At 69.0% G+C, this 18,536-nt stretch carries 14 protein-coding genes and 1 pseudogene; 9 read left to right on the forward strand and 6 right to left on the reverse strand.

All coding sequences use genetic code 11. The annotated features are described in order from the left end of the window. Positions 1-10: 10 nt before the first annotated feature. From KS03_RS08980 to KS03_RS09010, 6 genes are all read right to left on the reverse strand, one after another. A complete protein-coding gene (locus KS03_RS08980) occupies positions 11-1,288 on the reverse strand; it encodes an NAD(P)/FAD-dependent oxidoreductase (protein WP_035979552.1) in 1,278 nt (425 codons plus the stop codon). Between the two features lie 132 nt (positions 1,289-1,420). Further along, positions 1,421-3,268, reverse strand: a complete 1,848-nt coding sequence (locus KS03_RS08985; protein WP_012733826.1) for an ABC transporter ATP-binding protein — start codon at positions 3,266-3,268, stop codon at positions 1,421-1,423. Beyond that, the gene (locus tag KS03_RS08990) at positions 3,268-4,221 is read right to left on the reverse strand and encodes an ABC transporter permease (protein ID WP_012733825.1); all 954 of its coding nucleotides are present in this window, start codon (positions 4,219-4,221) and stop codon (positions 3,268-3,270) included. Before KS03_RS08990 ends, KS03_RS08985 begins: the two co-directional genes overlap by 1 nt. 30 nt (positions 4,222-4,251) lie before the next feature. Next, complete coding sequence (locus KS03_RS08995; protein WP_012733824.1) at positions 4,252-5,205, reverse strand: ABC transporter permease; 954 nt, start codon at positions 5,203-5,205, stop codon at positions 4,252-4,254. A gap of 49 nt (positions 5,206-5,254) precedes the next feature. Continuing rightward, a complete protein-coding gene (locus KS03_RS09000; RefSeq protein ID WP_012733823.1) occupies positions 5,255-6,841 on the reverse strand; it encodes an ABC transporter substrate-binding protein in 1,587 nt (528 codons plus the stop codon). A 499-nt stretch (positions 6,842-7,340) separates the two neighbouring features. Beyond that, positions 7,341-8,009, reverse strand: a complete 669-nt coding sequence (locus KS03_RS09010; RefSeq protein WP_012733821.1) for a haloacid dehalogenase type II — start codon at positions 8,007-8,009, stop codon at positions 7,341-7,343. 332 nt (positions 8,010-8,341) lie between these two features. On the opposite strand from KS03_RS09010, the gene KS03_RS09015 reads away from it, so the two are divergent. The 9 genes and pseudogenes from KS03_RS09015 to KS03_RS09050 all read left to right on the forward strand — a co-directional run. Continuing rightward, the gene (locus KS03_RS09015; protein WP_012733819.1) at positions 8,342-9,202 is read left to right on the forward strand and encodes a GNAT family N-acetyltransferase; all 861 of its coding nucleotides are present in this window, start codon (positions 8,342-8,344) and stop codon (positions 9,200-9,202) included. Positions 9,203-9,213: 11 nt separating this feature from the next. Then, positions 9,214-10,140 carry a 2-hydroxyacid dehydrogenase gene (locus tag KS03_RS09020; protein ID WP_012733818.1) on the forward strand — a complete coding sequence of 309 codons (927 nt, stop codon included), beginning with the start codon at positions 9,214-9,216 and terminating at the stop codon, positions 10,138-10,140. Positions 10,141-10,302: 162 nt separating this feature from the next. Next, positions 10,303-11,694 carry an aspartate aminotransferase family protein gene (locus KS03_RS09025; protein ID WP_012733817.1) on the forward strand — a complete coding sequence of 464 codons (1,392 nt, stop codon included), beginning with the start codon at positions 10,303-10,305 and terminating at the stop codon, positions 11,692-11,694. Positions 11,695-11,788: 94 nt separating this feature from the next. After that, the gene (locus tag KS03_RS09030) at positions 11,789-12,280 is read left to right on the forward strand and encodes an Lrp/AsnC family transcriptional regulator (RefSeq protein WP_012733816.1); all 492 of its coding nucleotides are present in this window, start codon (positions 11,789-11,791) and stop codon (positions 12,278-12,280) included. 97 nt (positions 12,281-12,377) lie between these two features. Then, the gene (locus tag KS03_RS09035; protein WP_012733815.1) at positions 12,378-13,850 is read left to right on the forward strand and encodes an NAD-dependent succinate-semialdehyde dehydrogenase; all 1,473 of its coding nucleotides are present in this window, start codon (positions 12,378-12,380) and stop codon (positions 13,848-13,850) included. Positions 13,851-14,130: 280 nt separating this feature from the next. Then, complete coding sequence (locus tag KS03_RS09040) at positions 14,131-15,519, forward strand: LLM class flavin-dependent oxidoreductase (RefSeq protein ID WP_012733814.1); 1,389 nt, start codon at positions 14,131-14,133, stop codon at positions 15,517-15,519. Positions 15,520-16,094: 575 nt separating this feature from the next. Beyond that, positions 16,095-16,586, forward strand: a complete 492-nt coding sequence (locus KS03_RS09045; protein WP_012733813.1) for a Tar ligand binding domain-containing protein — start codon at positions 16,095-16,097, stop codon at positions 16,584-16,586. 38 nt (positions 16,587-16,624) lie between these two features. Further along, positions 16,625-17,430 (forward strand): IS5 family transposase gene (locus KS03_RS29780; RefSeq protein WP_085962370.1). Its coding sequence is split into 2 segments (ribosomal slippage): positions 16,625-16,955 and positions 16,955-17,430, totalling 807 coding nucleotides; the frame shifts between segments, so codons are not numbered across the junction. Between the two features lie 18 nt (positions 17,431-17,448). After that, positions 17,449-18,516, forward strand: a pseudogene (locus tag KS03_RS09050) (methyl-accepting chemotaxis protein); the annotation flags it as partial. Between the last annotated feature and the right edge of the window lie 20 nt (positions 18,517-18,536).

An 18,536-nucleotide genomic window follows, 5' to 3' on the forward strand; every position in this document is an offset into this window, starting at 1 on the left:
GGCGCCCGCCTCAGTGCAGGAAATCCTGCACCCGGTAGTAGGCGCCGACCAAGGGCAGGAACCACGCGCGCCCGAAATGACCCGGGATCGCCGGCCAGTCGAGCTCGCGCCACGGATTCGACGCGGTCGCGCCGTACAGCACGTCGGCCATCACGCGGCCCATGTGCACCGACATCTGCACGCCGTGGCCGCTATAGCCCATCGAGTAGTGCAGCCCGTCGTGCTGGCCCGCGCGCGGCAGGCGGTCGGCGGTGATGTCCACCAGCCCGCCCCAGCAGTAGTCGAGCTTCAGGTCGGCCAGCTCGGGAAAATAGCCCAGCATCCCGGCGCGCAGGACCTCCCCGCTTTTCGCGTCCGAGCGCGGGCTCGACATCGCGAAGCGCGCGCGCCCGCCGAACAGCAGCCGGTTGTCGGGCGTCACGCGGAAATAGTTGCCGATCTGGCGCGAGGTCACGTAGGCGCGGCGCTGCGGCAGCAGCCGGTCCAGCCGGGCCTGGGCCAGCGGCTCGGTGACCACGATGAAGCTGCCCACCGGCGCGATGCGGCGCCGGAACCATGCGAGCGGCCCCTGTTGCGATGCGCCGGTGGCCACCAGCACCCGGTCGGCGCGGATCGTGCCGCGCGTGCTGGTGACCGCGTGGCGCTCGCCGCCGAGCCGCTCCAGCTTCGTGACGGCCGCGTGCTCGTAGAGCCGCGCGCCGGCCCGCGCCGCGGCATGGGCGAGCCCGACGCCGAACTTGCCCATGTGCATCTGCACGCCGTTTCGCTGCAGCAGCCCGCCGTGAAAGCCGTCGGAGGCCACTTCGTCGCGAATCCGCGCCGGCTCGATCAGCTCGATATCGGGATCGACGCCGTGCCGCAGCACCTCGAAGCTGCGGGCAAGCCCGGCGAAATGCTGCGGCTTCGCGGCCAGCTTCAGCTTGCCCGCGCGCCGCAGATCGCAGTCGATCGCCTGCTCGGCGACGAGCGTCTCGACGCTCTTGACCGCGCTTTCGTAGGCGAGATAGAAGCGCTTGGCGGGCTCGATGCCGATGCGCGCGGCGAGCGAGGCGAAATCCTGCGCGACGCCGGTGTTGCACTGGCCGCCGTTGCGGCCCGACGCCTCGCCCGCGACCTGCGCGGCCTCCAGCACGGTCACCGCCACCCCGCGCTGCGCGAGCGCGAGCGCCGCCGACAGCCCGGTGAAGCCGCCGCCGATCACCACCACGTCCGCGTGCCCTTCGACGGGGCCCTCGCTGCCGGCGCGAAACGCGGGACGGGTATCCAGCCAGTACGATTCCAGTTTCATCGAATCCTTCGTTTGCATGCCGGTGACGGCGATTCGTCGAGAATCATTTAATCACCGATAAAAAGCGCGGTTGCTGCGTATTCGCAGGCGGCACACGCCCGATGCGCTGTTTTGCGCGGCCGCGGCAGCAGACTATGCCTGACCGGCCGGCTCGGCCTGGAACCGCATCAGGTCCGCCTGGCTGCGATGGCAGAGCACCTGCGCGCCGTTATCGAGGGTGCGCAGCGCCGGCGCGGTGCGGTTGCACACGCCGTCCACCCGCATCGCGCAGCGCGCCAGGAACGCGCACAGCTCGGCATCGTCGGCGCGCTCGCCGATCGGCACCAGCGGGCGATGGCAGCGCTCGGACGCCGCGTCGAGCCAGCCCGCGCGCAGCTCCGGCGCGGACGACACCAGCAGGTGCGAATACGGGTGATAAGGCGGCGCGCACAGCGCATCGCGGCTGCCCGTCTCCACGCGGCGTCCCGCATACAGCACGACGATGTCGTCGCTGATCGCGCGCACCTTGGCGATGTCGTGCGTGATGAACACGTAAGACACGCCGAGCTTCGCCTGCAGGTCGCGCAGCAGATCCATGATCGCCGCGCCGACCACCGTGTCGAGCGCCGAGGTGACCTCGTCGCAGAGGATCAGGTCGGGCTCGGCGGCCAGCGCGCGCGCCAGGTTCACGCGCTGCTTCTGCCCGCCCGAGAGCTCGCCGGTGCGCCGCGCGGCCAGCGCCTGCGGCAGCCGCACGAGTTCCAGCAGCTGCGCCACCCGCTGCCGCGCGTGCGCGCCCCGGATGCCGTGATAGAACGCGAGCGGCCGGGCCAGCGTGCGCTCGACCGTGTGCACCGGATTGAGCGCGGTGTCGGCGTTCTGGAACACGATCTGCACGCGCCGGTGCTGCTCCTTGCTGCGCTTGCCGACATCGAGCGCGAGCGGTTCGCCGTCGAGCAGGATCTGGCCGCCCGTGCCCGGCACCAGCCCGGCGATCATCTTCGCGAGCGTCGTCTTGCCGGACCCGGATTCGCCGATCACGCCCACCGTCTGGCCGCGCCCGATGCGCAGGTCCACCTCGTGCAGGATCGTCTTCGCGGGCCGCCCTTGCCGGTCGCGGCCGCCGTAGCCGGCCACCGCGCCGCGCACCTCGAGCAGCGGCGCGGGCGCCGCGGGCGCCGGTCGCGACGCGCGCGGCCCGCCGCCGGGCGTGACCGCCGCGATCAGGCTTTGCGTATAGGGATGCGCCGGCGCGTGCAGGATCTGCGCGGTCTCGCCCACCTCGCGAATCGCGCCCTCGCTCAGCACGACGATGCGGTCGGCCATCTGCGCGACCACCGCCAGGTCGTGCGAGACATAGACGGCGCTGGTGCCGCTGCGCTGCAGCACGCGCTTGAACGCCTGCAGCACGTCGATCTGCGTGGTCACGTCGAGCGCGGTGGTCGGCTCGTCGAGGATCACCAGGTCGGGATCGGTGATCAGCGCCATCGCCGCCATCAGCCGCTGCAGCTGGCCGCCCGACACCTGGTGCGGATAGCGCCTGCCGATCGTCTCCGGCTCGGGCAGCGCGAGCGCGCGGAACAGCTCGACGGCCTTCGCCTGCGCTGCGCGCCGGCTCGCGGTCCGGTGGATCAGCGCGCTCTCGATCACCTGGTCCAGAATCGTGCGCGACGGGTTGAACGCGGCCGCCGCGCTCTGCGCGATGTAGGCGATCCGGCGGCCGCGCAGCGCGGCAAGCGCGGGCGCGGCGAGCGTGCGGACGTCCGTGCCGGCGAACTTCACCGAGCCGCCGGCGATCCGGCAGCCGGCGCGCGCATGGCCCATCAGCGACAGCGCGACGGTGGTCTTGCCGGAGCCGGATTCGCCGATCAGCGCGAGCACTTCCCCGCGTCCGATCTCGAAGTCCAGGTCGTGGACGATGGTGGTTTCGGCGCCGCCGGGGCGGCCGCCGACCACGCGCAGGCCGCGCACCTCGACGAGCGGAGTCGATTGATCGCGCATCAGTGTTCTCCCGTGACCGCGCCGCGGCGGCGGCCGCGATGCGGCAAGCCGTCGATCAGCAGGTTGACGCCCACCGTCAGGATCGCGATCGCGACCGCGGGCACGATCGCGACGGCCGAGCCGTCGCCCAGGCTCGCGATGTTCTCGCGCACCAGCGAGCCGAGGTCCGCATACGGCGGCTGCACGCCGAGCCCGAGGAAGCTCAGGCCGCTCAGCAGCAGCACGACGAAGGTGAAGCGCAGCCCCGTGTCGGCCAGCATGGGGTGGATCATGTTCGGCAGCATCTCGACGCAGGCGATGTACAGCGCGCTCTCGCCGCGCGCCCGCGCGACCTGCACGAACTCGAGCGTGCTGAGGTTCACCGCCAGCGCGCGGGCGATCCGGTAGGAGCCCGGCATGTAGCTGACCGCGGCGGTCAGCACCAGCAGCGGCAGCGACGAGCCGAACGCCGCGACGAACATCAGCGCGAACATCTTCGACGGGATCGAGGTGAGCGCGTCGAGCAGCCGGCTCATGGTTTCGTCGAGCGCGCGGCCCGACACGGTGGCGAGCAGCCCGAGCGTGGTGCCGGTCAGCGCGGCGAGCAGCACCGCGGCCAGCGCCAGCAGCACCGTCAGCCGCGTGCCGTACAGGATGCGGCTCAGCATGTCGCGGCCGAGGTAGTCGGAGCCGAACGGCAGCTTCGCGCTGAACGGCGCGAACACGTCGCTCGTGACGAGCGTGCCGATGTCGTGCGGCGCGAGCAGCGGCCCGAACACCGCCACGGCCAGCATCAGGCCCACCATCGCCAGGCCGACGCGGCCGCCCGCCGTCAGGCCGAGGCGCATCACGCGGCGCCTGCGCGGCTGGTCGGGGGAACTCGCGGCGGGCGGCGTCGCGCCGCGCCACGGCGGGCGCCGGTCGCCGGAAGGCGGCAGCGCCTTGTCGCGTCGAGTGGGTTCGAACGGTTGCATAGGAGGCGTCTCGGAGGAAAAACGAAGCACTCAGGTGCGCAGTCGCGGGTTCGACACGATCGAGCAGAGATCGGCGAACAGCACGAGCATCAGGTAGGCCACGCAGAAGATCAGCGTGCAGGCCTGGATCAGCGGAAAGTCGCGATTGCCGACGGCATCGACCATCAGGCTCGCGAGGCCCGGATAGTTGAAGATCGTCTCCACGACGACCACGCCGCCGAGCAGGTACGACAGGCTCAACGCGATCGCGTTGGCGATCGGCCCGATCGCGTTCGGCAGCGCATGGCGCAGCACCACGCGGCTGGGGCTCGCTCCCTTGAGCACGGCCATCTCGACGTAGGACGCGCTCAACTGCTCGATCACCGCGGCCCGCGTCATGCGCGCCATCTGCGCGATCACCACCGCGCACAGCGTCATGACCGGCATCGCATAGGCACGCAGGAAGTCGTGCAGGCCGTCGATCGGGCCGCTGTACGACAGCGCGGACAGCCAGTGCAGCTTGACCGCCAGCAGCAGCACGGCGATCGTCGCGATCAGGAACTCCGGCGTGGCGACGAGCGACAGCGTGCCCAGGCTGATCACGCGATCGACCAGCGACTCGCGCTTGACCGCGGCGGCGATGCCGAGCAGCAGCGCGGCCGGCACCGACACGGCGGTGGTGATCGCCGCGAGCGTGAGCGACTTCGAGAGCCGCCCGCCGATCATCTCCGACACCGGCAGGTCGCCCGACAGCGAACGGCCGAAATCGCCGTGCAGCAGCCCCGCGAGCCAGTGCAGGTAACGCACGTGCGCCGGCAGGTCGAGGCCGAACTGCAGGCGCAGCGCGGCGACCGTCTCCGGCGTGGCCGACTGGCCGAGCGCGGCCTGCGCGGCATCACCCGGCAGCAGGTTGGTGATCGTGAAGATGATCACGGAGACGATCAGCAGGGTCAGCGCGGTCACCGCGATGCGCCGGCCGATCAGGCCGATGAGGGTCCGGTTCATGAAGCAAGACTCCCGAGAAGGTCGAGCGTGGCGGCGGCGGGCGACGGCCTCAGGCATTCCACCAGACGTATTCGGCGAACATGCTGCCCATCATCGGGCCGGTGGGGATCGAGCCCAGGCCGCCGATGCGCTTGTCGTACCCGTCGAGGAAGCTGATGAAGGCGGGAATCCCGACCCGGCCCTGCTGCGACACGATCACCTGCATCTCGCCGTACATCTGCTTGCGTTTGGCGTCGTCGGTTTCGGAGCGGGCGGCCAGCAGCAACTGGTCGAAGCGCGCGTTCTTCCAGCCCGACTCGTTCCACGGCGCGTCCGACTTGAAGAACTGCGTAAACAGCACGTCGGCGCTCGAGCGCGGGTTGACGTTGCCGAAGCCGAGCGGATGCTTCATCCAGTGGTTCGACCAGTAGCCGTCCGACGAGACGCGATTGACCTGCAGGTTCAGCCCGATCTTCTGCCCGGCCTGCTGCAGCAGCACCGCCATCTCGATCGACCCGTTCGCATCCGAGGTCGCATAGATCGGCGGCAGCGTGGTGCCGAGCGCGCCGGCCTTCTGGAACAGGAACTTCGCCTTGTCCGGGTCGTATGGGCGCTGCGGCAGCGACGCGTTGAAATAGCGGTGCTCCGGCGGAATCGGCTGGTCGTTGCCGACCACCGCGTAGCCGCGGAACACCGCCGAGCGGATCTGATTGCGATCGAACAGGTACTTCATCCCTTCGACGAACTCGGGCTTCGCGGTGATCGGGTTTTCGCTGCGCATGATCAGGTCGGTGTAGAGGCCCGACTTGGTTTCCTTCAGCGCATAGCCGGGCGTGGCATCCACCCGCTGGGTCGAGCGCGGATCGACCGCGTTGATCAGATGCACGTCGCCCGACAGCAGCGCGTTCAGGCGCGCCGCGCTGTCGCTGATGCCGATCAGCTCGATCTCGTCGAGGTAGGGCATCCCCGCCTTGAAATAGCTGTCGTTGCGCACCCCGACGGTCGACACGCCGGGCTGGAACGACTTCAGCTTGTACGGGCCGCAGCCGATGCCGGCGCTGAAATCCGTCGTGCCGTCCTTGACGATCACCAGCTGCGGCGTGGCGAGGATCACCGGCAGGTCGGCGTTGGCGCTCGCGAGCGTCAGCGTGACCTCGCCGGGGCCACTCGCCTTCGCCTCGGCGAACTGGTCGGCGAGCGTCTTGACCTTCGAGGCGGTGGCCGCGTTCTTGTGGCGCATCAGGGAATACAGCACGTCGGCCGGCCCGACCGGCTTGCCGTCGTGGAACGTGACGCCCTTGCGCAGCTTGATGACCCAGGTCTTCGCGTCGGTCGTGTGCAGCGACTCGGCGAGATTCATCTGCGGCGTCAGGCTCTGATCGAGCTGCGTGAGGCCGCTGTAGAACATGAAGAAGCGGATGTAGTCCGCGCTGTTCGACCCCTTGGCCGGGTCCAGCGTATCGGCCGTCGAACTGGATTCGTTGGCAACCCGTATCTTCCCGCCGCGCTTCGGCGCGCTCGCGGCGTGGGCCGCCCGGGGCGCCACCAGCAGTCCGCCGGCGCCGGCGGACATCACGCAGCCCGCCGCCATGATCCGCATCATGTCGCGGCGCGTGAAGCCGGCCTTGCCGCCGCCATTGTCGATATCGTCGCTCATCCGTACTGCTCCTGACTGTGGTAAGTGGGTCCTGGGGTCCAGCGTGGCGCTTCGCTGCCGGCGCGCCCGGCTGCTGGTGGCGGGCGCAACGTCATGCCGACGCGAAATCATTTAAGCATCGCAAAAATGCGGTTTGTCGCGATTCGGGCCGCCCGCACCATCCGAATCGACCGTTTTGAGCCGCCCGCGCAGCATGATTTGCTGCGTGCCCGCGGCGCGCCGCCGGCCGGCCGCGAGCCGCGAGCCGCGAGCCGCGGCGCCCGGTGCCTGCCGGCGCGGCGCGAGAGACATTGGCAAGGCGCGAGGTGGGCGCGACGCCGAGCGCCGGCGCGAGGCCGGCGCGAGGCCGGCCGCGATCGCGAGGCGCCGGCGGCCGCTTCGGCAGGCACGGCATGGCGCCGGCCGGCGGCTTCGGCCGGCAGGTGCACCAGACCGGTCTGTCCCATTTCCGCGCGACCCGCCGGCGCGGGCGCCGCCTGTAGGCGGCCTGTAGGCCGACCTACAGGCCGAGCTGCGTGGCGAGTTGGCCGATGTCGGACACTTCGTAATAGTTGTAGAACGGCGTGCCCGGCTCGTGGCCGCGATTGACGAACGCCTTGTGGCGGATGCCGAGATCGTCGGCCGTCATCAGGTCGTAGCGCAGGCTCGACGATACGTGCAGCACGTCCTCCGGCTTGCAGCCGAGCTGGTCGAACATGTATTCGAAGCCGGGCATGCGCGGCTTGTAGGACTGCGCCTGCTGGGCGGTGAAGACCGCATGGAACGGCGCGCCGAGCTTGTCGACGTTGCTCATGATCTGGTCGTCCGAGGCATTCGACAGGATCACCAGCTTGTACTTGGTCGCGAGCCGCGACAGGCCCGCCGGCACGTCCGGGTGCGGGCCCCAGGTCGGCACCGCCAGATAGAAGCGCTCGGCTTCGGCCTCGTCGAACTTCACGCCGATCCGCTGGCAGGTGCGCCGAATTGCATTGACGACGACCTCGCGAAACGGCTTCCAGGCGCCGAGCACCTCGTCGAGCCGGTAGGCGGCGAACGCGCGCACGAACTGCTCGAGCGCGACCGGCGAGAGCCGGTCGGCATAGACCTCGCGCGCCATCTCGGCCATTCGGAAGTGAATCAGCGTGCCGTAGCAGTCGAACGTGATGTACTTCGGCTCAAATTGAATCATGGTGACGTCCTGTCGGTATGAAGCCCCGGCAGGGCCGGGGACGGGCTGGGTTCAACGAGATTGGAACAGGGCAAAAAGCCGTTCGCACATCGTTTGCCGCCGCGCGAAACGCAGATTCGCCGCGAGTTGCCGAGCGCGGACAGCACGATCTGCGGCGCGGCCCGGCCGCGCGCCGGCGCAGCCGGCCAGCGGCCGTCGCGAGCGCGCCGCGGCCTGCCCGTGAACGCCGCGGCGGTGCCGGCACGGCGCCGGCAAAACAGGCGAATCGTCCTATCCGGGCCGCAGCGGGGCTGGCAGAGTGACAGGTCATTCCTACCGTCCTGGAGTTCCGCGTGGCCGACCTCGATCCTTCCCACACGCTTACCTATCGCCCGTTCGCCGAAACCGATCTGGCCGCCGCGCATCAGCTGTCGACGGCAGTCAAGTGGCCGCACCGGCTCGACGACTGGCGCTTCGTGCATCGGCTCGGCAGCGGCTTCGTCGCCGAGGACGAAACCGGCGTGATCGGCACCGCGCTCGGCTGGCCGTTCGGCCAGGCGCACGCCTCGCTCGGCATGGTGATCGTGTCGCCCGAGCACCAGGGCCGCGGCATCGGCCGCGAGCTGTTCTCGCGCGTGGTCGACAGCCTCGGCACGCGCACCGTGTTCCTGCATGCCACGCCGGCCGGCGAGCCGCTCTATGCGAAGTTCGGTTTCCGCGCGATCGGCGCGGTCGATCAGCACCAGGGCGCGGCGTTCCGGCCGCCGCTCGTCTCGCTGCCGCCGGGCGAGCGCCTGCGCCCGCTCGGCATCAACGATGGCCCGCGCCTGGCCGCGCTCGCGTCACGCGCGGCCGGCTACGAGCGCGGCGCGGTGATCGAGGCGCTGCTCGAGCACGCCAACGGCATCGCGCTCGATCGCGACGGCGAGCTGCTCGGCTTCGCGCTGTTCCGCCGCTTCGGCCGCGGCCATGTGATCGGCCCGGTGATCGCGCCGGACACGCTGCGCGCGCAGGCGCTCATCAGCCACTGGCTCGCGCTGCACGAGGAGAAGTTCCTGCGCCTGGACGTGCCCGCCGACAGCGGCCTGTCGGCCTGGCTGCAGGGGCTCGGCCTGCCGCGCGTCGATACGGTGGTGGCGATGGCGCGCGGCGAGGTGCCCGCGCGCGACGCGCGGATGCGCGTGTTCGGCGTCGTCAACCAGGCACTCGGCTGAAGCCGCGCGCGATGAGCTTCCTTTACAAGGCGGACCCGGTCCGCGGCGCGCAATGGGCACAGCGCTTCGCGCAGCGAGCGCCCGACCTCGCGTTCCGGATCTGGCCCGACATCGGCGACCCCGAGGCGGTCCGCTATCTCGCGGCCTGGCAGCCGCCGGACGATCCGGTCGCGCTGCTGCCGAACCTCGAGGTGGTGTTCTCGGTGGGCGCCGGCATCGACCAGTTCGACCTGTCGCGCGTGCCGGCGCATCTGCCCGTGGTGCGGATGATCGAGCCCGGCATCGTCGAGGGCATGGTCGAGTACGTGACGCAGGCGGTGCTGACCGTGCACCGCGACCTGTTCGACTACGCGGCGCAGCAGCGCGCGCAGGCCTGGCAGCCCAAGGCCGTGCGCGCGGCCGCGTCGCGCCGGGTCGGCGTGCTCGGGCTCGGCACGCTCGGGCAGGCCGTGCTCGACATGCTGCGCCGCTTCGGCTTCCCCTGCGCCGGCTGGAGCCGCACGCCGCGCACGCTCGACGGCGTCGCTTGCCATGCGGGCGAGGCGGCACTCGACGCGTTCCTCGCCCGCACCGACATCCTGGTCTGCCTGCTGCCGCTCACCGACAGCACGCGCGGGCTGCTCGGCGCGCGCGTGTTCGACGCGCTGCCGGCGGGCGCCTCGCTCGTGCAGGTCGGCCGCGGCCCGCAGCTCGACGCGGCAGCGCTGCTCGCGGCACTCGACAGCGGCCGGCTCGACAGTGCCATCCTGGATGTGACCGATCCGGAGCCGCTGCCGGCGGGCCATCCGTTCTGGCACCATCCGCGCATCCGGATCACGCCGCACATCGCCAGCGCGACGCGGCCCGACACGGCGGTGGACGCCGTGCTCGCGAACCTGGCGCGCCACCGCGCGGGACAGCCGATGCTCGGCGTGGTCGACCGCGCGCGCGGCTACTGACGCCGGCGCCCGGCCGGGCGGCGCGCGCAGCAGAAAATGCCGCGCCGCGCCGTGCAAACGCCGCGTCCATACGTTCCGCACGGCAAATTGAAGACGCAGGCGGAATTCTCGCCCGTTAGCATGTCCTCACCGCTGACCACCGACGAGCCCCTCGCCCCCGCCATGAACCCAGCCGCGCTGATCGAAGCCGATCGTCAACACCTGATCCACCCCGTCATCAACTACCACGCGCACGAGGCGCGCGGCGTCACCGTGCTCGATTCCGCACAAGGCGTATTCCTGCGCGACGCCCACGGCCATACGCTGCTCGACGCGTTCTCGGGCCTGTGGTGCGTCAACGTCGGCTACGGCCGCGACAGCATCGTGAAGGCCGCCGCCGAGCAGATGGCGAAGCTGCCCTACGCCACCGGCTATTTCCATTTCGGCTCGCAGCCGGCCATCGAGCTGGCCGAGCGGCTCGCGTCGCTCGCGCCGCCGTCGCTGAACCGCGTCTACTTCACGCTCGGCGGCTCGGATGCGGTCGACTCCGCGGTGCGTTTCATCACGCACTATTTCAACGCGACCGGCCGCCCGTCGAAAAAGCAGATGATCGCGCTCGAACGCGGGTATCACGGTTCGTCGTCGGTCGGCGCCGGCCTCACCGCGCTGCCGGCCTTTCACCGCCATTTCGACCTGCCGCGCCCGGAGCAGCACCATATTGCCTCGCCCTACCCCTACCGCCATCCGCTCGGCGACGATCCGCAGGCGCTGATCGCCGCGTCGGTCGCCGCGCTGGAGGACAAGGTCGCCGAGCTCGGCGCGGATACGGTGGCGGCGTTCTTCTGCGAGCCCGTGCAGGGCTCGGGCGGCGTGATCGTGCCGCCGGCCGGCTGGCTGCGCGCCATGCGCGACGCGTGCCGGCGCCTGGGCATCCTGTTCGTCGCCGACGAGGTGATCACCGGCTTCGGCCGCACCGGCCCGCTGTTCGCGTGCGAGGCCGAACAGGTCGAGCCGGACCTGATGACGGTCGCGAAGGGGCTGACCGCCGGCTACGCGCCGATGGGCGCGGTGCTGATGTCCGACGAAATCTACCAAGGCATCGCCGGCAGCCGGTCGGAGACGGCCGTGGTCGGGCACGGCTACACGTATTCGGCCCATCCGGTCAGCGCCGCGATCGGCCTGGAGGTGCTGAGGCTCTATCACGAGGGCGGCCTGCTCGCGAACGGCCAGGCGATGGCGCCGCGCTTCGCCGCCGGGCTCGACGCGCTGCGCGCGCACCCGCTGGTCGGCGACGCGCGCTCGATCGGCCTGCTCGGCGCGCTCGAACTGGTGGCCGACAAGGCGCGCAAGACCCGGTTCGACCCGGCGCTGGGCCTGCCCGAGCGGATCGCCCAGGCCGCCTACGCGAACGGCGTGACGTTCCGCGCGTTCGGCGACGGCGTGCTCGGTTTCGCGCCGGCGCTGAGCTTCACCGCGGGCGAATTCGACCTGCTGTTCGAACGCGTGCGCAAGACCCTCGACGACGTGCTGGCCGAGCCGGCCGTGCTGCGCGCGCTGGACCTCGCGCACGCTTGAGCCCGGCGGCCCGGCAAGGGAAAGCCGGGCTTGTGGCGCTCATCGATCGACTCTAAAGTAACCGGACATTCCATTTACGCCTTCTCACGTGAACATGACGGACAGCAAGCTGGATCGCATCGACCTGCGCATCCTCTCCCAGTTGCAAAAGCGCGGCCGCATGACCAATGTCGAGCTTGCCGAGGCGGTCGGACTCTCGCCGAGCCCCTGCCTGATTCGCGTGAAGCGGCTCGAGAAGGCCGGCTACATCGGCGGCTACGGCGCGCACATCCAGCTCGAGAAGCTCGGCGACGTGCAGGTGGTGTTCACCGAGGTCACGCTCGCCGACCACCGGCGCGAGGATTTCGACCGCTTCGTCGCGGCGATCCGCCTGGTCGACGAGATCGTCGAGTGCCACCTCGCGAGCGGCGGCTACGACTATCTGCTCAAGTTCATCACGCGCAGCGTGAGCCATTACCAGACGATCGTCGAAGGGCTGCTCGAGCAGAACATCGGCATCGAGAAGTATTTCAGCTACGTGATCATCAAGTCGCCGTTCGTCAAACGGCATTACCCGCTCGAATCGCTGTTCGGCGACCGTCACTGACGACGCTCGGCCGGCACCTCGAACGCGGCGCCGCGCTGCCCGCGTGGGGTTGCCGCGCCGCGCGCTGCCGCCGCAGCGCCTCATCCAAGGATTTGCCATGCCGCTCACGCTGCACCGAACCGAACTGCTGCGCTGCGCCAACCTGATCGACGGCAGGTGGCAAGACGCGCTCGACGGCGCGTGCTTCGAGGTCGTCGATCCGGCGACGCTCGAGACCGTCGCCCAGGCCCCCGACAGCGGCGCGGCCGACGCGCGCGCCGCGACCGACGCCGCCGCGCGCGCGCTGCCCGCGTGGCGCGCGAGGCCCGCTCGCGAGCGCGCCGCGATCCTGCGCGCCTGGCACGCGGCGCTCGTCGCGCACACCGACGATCTGGCCAGGCTGATGTCGCGCGAGCAGGGCAAGCCGCTCGCCGAGGCGCGCGGCGAAGTCGCCTACGGCGCATCGTATGTGCTGTGGTTCGCGGAGGAAGCCACGCGCAGCTACGGCGACCTGATTCCGCAGCAGCAGCACGGCAAGCGGCTCAGCGCGGTCAAGGAGCCGATCGGCATCGTCGCGGCGATCACGCCGTGGAATTTCCCGCTGGCGATGATCGCGCGCAAGATCGCTCCTGCGCTCGCCGCCGGCTGCACGGTGGTGGCGAAGCCGGCGGAGGATACGCCGCTCACCGCGCTGGCGCTCGCGCTGCTCGCGCAGGAGGCCGGCGTCCCGCCCGGCGTGCTGAACATGATCGCCGCCTCGCGCGAGCGCGGCGTGGCCGCCGTGGCGGACTGGCTCGCGGACGGCCGTGTGCGCAAGATCACGTTCACCGGCTCGACGCCGGTCGGCAAGCTGCTCGCCCGCGAGTCGGCCGCCACCCTCAAGAAGCTGTCGCTGGAACTCGGCGGCAACGCGCCCTTCATCGTGTTCGACGACGCCGAGCTGGACGCGGCCGTCGACGGGCTGATGGCCGCCAAGTTCCGCAACGGCGGCCAGACCTGCGTGTCGCCGAACCGCGTCTACGTGCAGGCCGGCCTCTACGAAGCCTTCGCCGCGAAGCTGACCGAGCGCGTGGCCGCGCTGAAGGTGGCGCCGGCCACCGACCCGGCCGCGCAAATCGGCCCGATGATCAACGCGCGCGCGGTCGACAAGATCGCGCGCCATGTGGGCGACGCCATCGAGCACGGCGCCCGCGTGCTGACGGGCGGCAAGCGCCTGCCCGAGCTGGGGCCGAACTTCTACGCGCCGACCGTGCTCGCCGACGCCACCACCGCGATGCAGCTGAACTGCGAGGAAACCTTCGGCCCGATCGCCGCGCTGTTTCGGTTCGATACCGAGGACGAGGCGATCGCCGCCGCCAACGACACGCCGTTCGGGCTCGCCGCCTATTGCTACACGCAGGACGTGCGGCGCATCGCGCGCGTGTCGGCACGGCTCGAAACCGGCATCGTCGGGATCAACGAAGGCGCGCTCGCGAGCGAGGCCGCGCCGTTCGGCGGCGTGAAGGAATCGGGCTACGGCCGCGAAGGCTCGCGCTACGGCCTCGACGACTATCTGTCGATCAAATACCTGTGTCAGGGCGGGCTGGACTGAGCCGCGCGACGCCCCGGGCGCCCCGCGTCCGCGCACGGCCGGCCCGGGCGGCGGCACGCGCCGCCGCGCCGCGTCACGAACCGCAGGCGCCGCCGGGCCGGCGCGGCAGGCGCGGGTGGCCGGCGCCGCCTTCGGCCCTCGCGCCGCCATGCCGGCGCCTGCCGCCGGACGCCTTCGTGGCGGCACGGCAAAGCTAATCACCAATCCTTGGTTGCCGCGCCCCCGCCCGCATGCCATGCTCGCCGGTTTCGATCACCCGCTCCGGCGCGCCGCCCCGACGATGACGACCCGCAAGCCGATCCGCCTGAACGCATTCGACATGAACTGCGTGGGCCACATCAACCACGGCCTCTGGACGCACCCGCGCGACCGCTCGGCCGAATACCATACGCTCGCCTACTGGACCGACCTGGCGCGCCTGCTCGAACGCGGGCTGTTCGACGGCCTGTTCATCGCCGACATCGTCGGCGTCTACGACGTGTACGGCGGCTCGCTCGACCTCACGCTGCGCGAATCGATCCAGCTGCCCGTCAACGATCCGATGCTGCTGGTCTCGGCGATGGCCGCCGCCACGCGCCATCTCGGCTTCGGCATCACCGTCAACCTGAGCTGCGAGGCGCCCTACCTGCTCGCGCGCCGCTTCTCGACGCTCGACCACCTGAGCGGCGGGCGCATCGGCTGGAATATCGTGACCGGCTACCTCGACAGCGCCGCGCGCGCGACGGGCCTGACCGGCCAGATCGCGCACGACGAGCGCTATGCGCGCGCCGATGAATATCTCGAGGTGCTCTACCAGCTCTGGGAAGGCAGCTGGGAAGACGGCGCGGTGCGGCGCGACCGGGCCGCGCGCGTGTTCGCCGACCCGGCGAAGGTGCATCGCATCACGCATCGCGGCCGCTTCTACGAGGTGGACGGCTACCATCTCGCCGAGCCTTCGCCGCAGCGCACGCCGGTGCTGTTCCAGGCCGGCTCGTCGCGGCGCGGCCAGGCGTTCGCGGCGCGCCACGCCGAATGCGTGTTCATTTCGAGCGGCAGCCGCGAAGGCACGCGCCAGCTGGTGGCCGCGCTGCGGCGGCAGGCGGCCGAGGCGGGACGCGACCCGGGCGCCCTGAAGATCTTCATGGGCGTGACGGTGGTCGTGGGCCGCAGCGAGGCCGAGGCACGCGACAAGTACGCCGACTACGCGCGCCACGCGAGCCCCGAGGCCGGCCTCGCGCATTTCGCGGCCGGCACCGGGGTGGACTACGCGGCCTTCGCGCTCGACGACGAGATCACGCCGGCCGACGGCAGCAAGCCGCGCGGCATCGAATCGTCGCTGCAGCGCGCGACCGACGGCCGGCGCGGCACGACCGTGCGCGACCTGCTCGGCCAGATGACGCTCGGCGGCCGCTACGCGACCATCGTCGGCGACCCGGTGCAGGTGGCCGACGCCCTGACCGGCTGGATCGACGACACCGACATCGACGGCTTCAACCTCACCCGCACCGTCACGCCGGAAAGCTACGAGGACTTCATCGACCTGGTGGTCCCCGAGCTGCAAGCGCGCGGCCGCTACAAGCGTGCCTACGCCGACGGCACGCTGCGCGAGAAGCTGTTCGGCGCCGGCCCGACGCTGCCCGCCACGCACGCGGGCGCCGGCTACCGGCGGGCCCCCTCCGATCCGGCGTAGCGCGGCGCCGGGCGGCCCGCTCGCGCAATCCAGCCTGTCACGCCCGAGCCGGCCAGCAGACCGCTCGCCTCGGGTGCCGCCTTCGCCCCCGGCCGAGCGCGGCCCGGCCGGCTCGCTTGGCAAGCGCCGGCCTGACGCCCGACGCACGACTGGGCCCGCGCCGCCGCAGAAACGCCGGGGCGCACCGGCATCGACAACGGCTGGGGCATGAAAGAATCCGCTCGCCCCCAGATTTATCATTTCGGGATTTTGCCGGATCAGCCGCGAAAATAAAATTTTATCCTACTAAAAAAAGAAACAATAGAATTTAAATTCTCTTATTATTTTAATTTAGAATATAAAATCCTTCTTTTTAGCCAGAAAAGCTTTCAATCAGTAATTTGAATTGATAAATTTGATAGCCCTGGTGACAGATTCCCGATGGGTTGCCGTTATCCCGACAGCGCTATCAAGGAAGGCGCCAAACGCCCGGCGACGTTTACCGCACCTCACGCCAATGCCCCGGCGCAACGCAACGAGGCGGGCAGCGTCGCCTGGCTGGTCTGCCACAGAACGTCAACGAGAAAGGAAGGGATATGAATAATTTTATGCAATCCATAAAATTCAAGATCCTGGCATCAATGGTTTTTTGTTTTTTCCTCATGCTGGTCATCAGTATTTTCGGAATCTCCGCCATCTTTGAAATGAGGAAAAACGTCAGGGAATCCTATACTGAAGTGACCGTCCCGATCCAGGATCTGGCGGAAATTCGGGCAACGCAACTCGATATCCGGCTTCAATTCAGAAGAATACAGGCATTCCGCGAGCCGCAGAAAACACAAACGGCCGTGGATGCCGTCAAGCTGGATCTGGCGACCATGAAAAAAGCCTGGGCGGACTACTATCCGCTGCACGTCAGCAGCCCGCAGGAAAAATCGGTGGCGGACGCGATCGACGCCGGCCTGCCCGATTTTCAGAAGCTCACGGAACACATCACGGATCTTTTCGCCAGCGGCAACTATGATGGCGCGGCGGAAATGGTCGATCAGCACGCGAACGCCTCCACCGAATTAGAGCCGCTAACATAACCTAGACATGACGTAGCAGAAGTCGTATCGTCTGCGATATGGCAAGACGCAAAATCAGCAACGAGTTGTGGGTGGAGCTGGAACCGCTGATTCCGGAATTCACCCCATCGCCCAAGGGCGGACGGCGGCGCACGGTCGATGACCGAGCTGCGCTCAACGGCATCCTATATGTGCTGCAAACCGGTATCCCGTGGGAAGACCTCCCGCAAGAACTGGGCTTCGGCAGTGGCATGACGTGTTGGCGACGTCTGCGAGACTGGCAAGCGGCCGGTGTATGGCGCCGGCTGCATCTGGCGATGCTGCGTCGGCTGCGTGAGCACGACCAGATCGATTGGGAACGCGCCAGCCTCGATGGAGCCAGCGTCTCCAGCCCCCGGGGGGCCAGGAAACCGGCCCCAACCCGACCGACCGCGGCAAGCTCGGATCGAAGCGACACATCGTCGTAGATGCACGCGGCATTCCTCTGGCCGTCACGATCACGGGAGCCAACCGCCACGATTCGATGGCATTCGAGTCCACGCTCGATGCCATTCCTGCGGTACCCGGGCTGAACGGTCCGCCACGCAAGCGCCCGAGCAAACTGCACGCTGACAAAGGGTATGACTTCGGGCGTTGTCGACGTTATCTGAGACAGCGCGGCATCAAGGCTCGTATTGCACGCCGCGGTATCGAAAGCAGCGAACGGCTGGGCAGGCATCGTTGGGTCGTCGAGCGTACGCATGCCTGGTTCGCCGGATTCGGCAAGCTTCGAATTCGCTTCGAACGACGCCTCGATATTCATACCGCTCTGCTTGTCCTGGCTGCCGCCGTCATCTGCTCCAGATTCGTGGATGACTTGTGTTAGCGACTCTTACTCAAAATCATCGCCCAGGACATCCTGATCAATGACGATCAGGCAAAGGACTATGCCCGGACCAGCGACGAAGAGGCGAATTTCGTGGCCCGGGTGGCGATCGCGCTGCTGGCGGCAGGGGTACTCGTCATCATCGCCGCCTGCGTCTATCTTTTTCGCGCCATCGGCCGGCCGCTGGACGAGGCCATCCATTTGGCGAACCATATTGCAGGGGGGCAGCTCGAGAATACGATTCGCGCCGACGCCAGTGGGGAATTTGGCGATTTATTGCGTGCCCTGTCGGCGATGGATGCCAATCTGACGAAGATGGTGCGCGGAATACAAAGCTCCGCGAACTCGGTCACGCTCGCCGCGAGCGAAATCGCGAGCGGCAACATCGACCTGTCGGCAAGAACCGAGCAGCAGGCGGCCTCGCTGGAGGAAACCGCGGCCAGCATGACGCAGATTACGCAAACCGTGAAGCAGAATGCGGAAAACGCGAAGCAGGCGAACGCCTTGGCGGCCAGCGCGACCGGGCTGGCCGATAGCGGCGATGCCTCCGTGCATGCGATGATCGGCGAGATATCGCGCATCAGCGATAGCTCGGCCAAGATCTCGGAAATCACCGGCATGATCGAGTCGATCGCCTTCCAGACCAACATCCTGGCGCTGAACGCGGCCGTGGAAGCTGCCCGCGCCGGCGAGGAAGGCCGCGGCTTCGCCGTGGTCGCGAGCGAGGTGCGAAACCTCGCGCAGCGTTCGGCTGCGGCGGCCAAGGAGATCAAGGCCCTGATCTCGTCTTCCGTGGAGATGATCCATCAAGGTTCGAAACAAGCCGGGGAAGTCGGCACGACGATGGCGGAGGTCCGAATCGCGATCAAACGAGTGTCGGACATCGTCAACGAGATGGCAGCGGCCTCCGAAGAGCAAAGCCGCGGCATCGAACAAGTCAATCAAGCGGTCTCCCAGATGGACGCCGTCACCCAACAAAACGCCGCGTTGGTCGAAGAGGCCGCCGCATCCGCCCAGTCTTTGGATCAGCAGGCGGCCAGCCTCAGGCAAGCCGCCTCGGAATTTCATTTGGCCTCGTCCCGATAGAAACGCGGCAGGTTGGCGAA

Source organism: Burkholderia glumae LMG 2196 = ATCC 33617, from assembly GCF_000960995.1.
GTDB classification, from domain to species: domain Bacteria; phylum Pseudomonadota; class Gammaproteobacteria; order Burkholderiales; family Burkholderiaceae; genus Burkholderia; species Burkholderia glumae.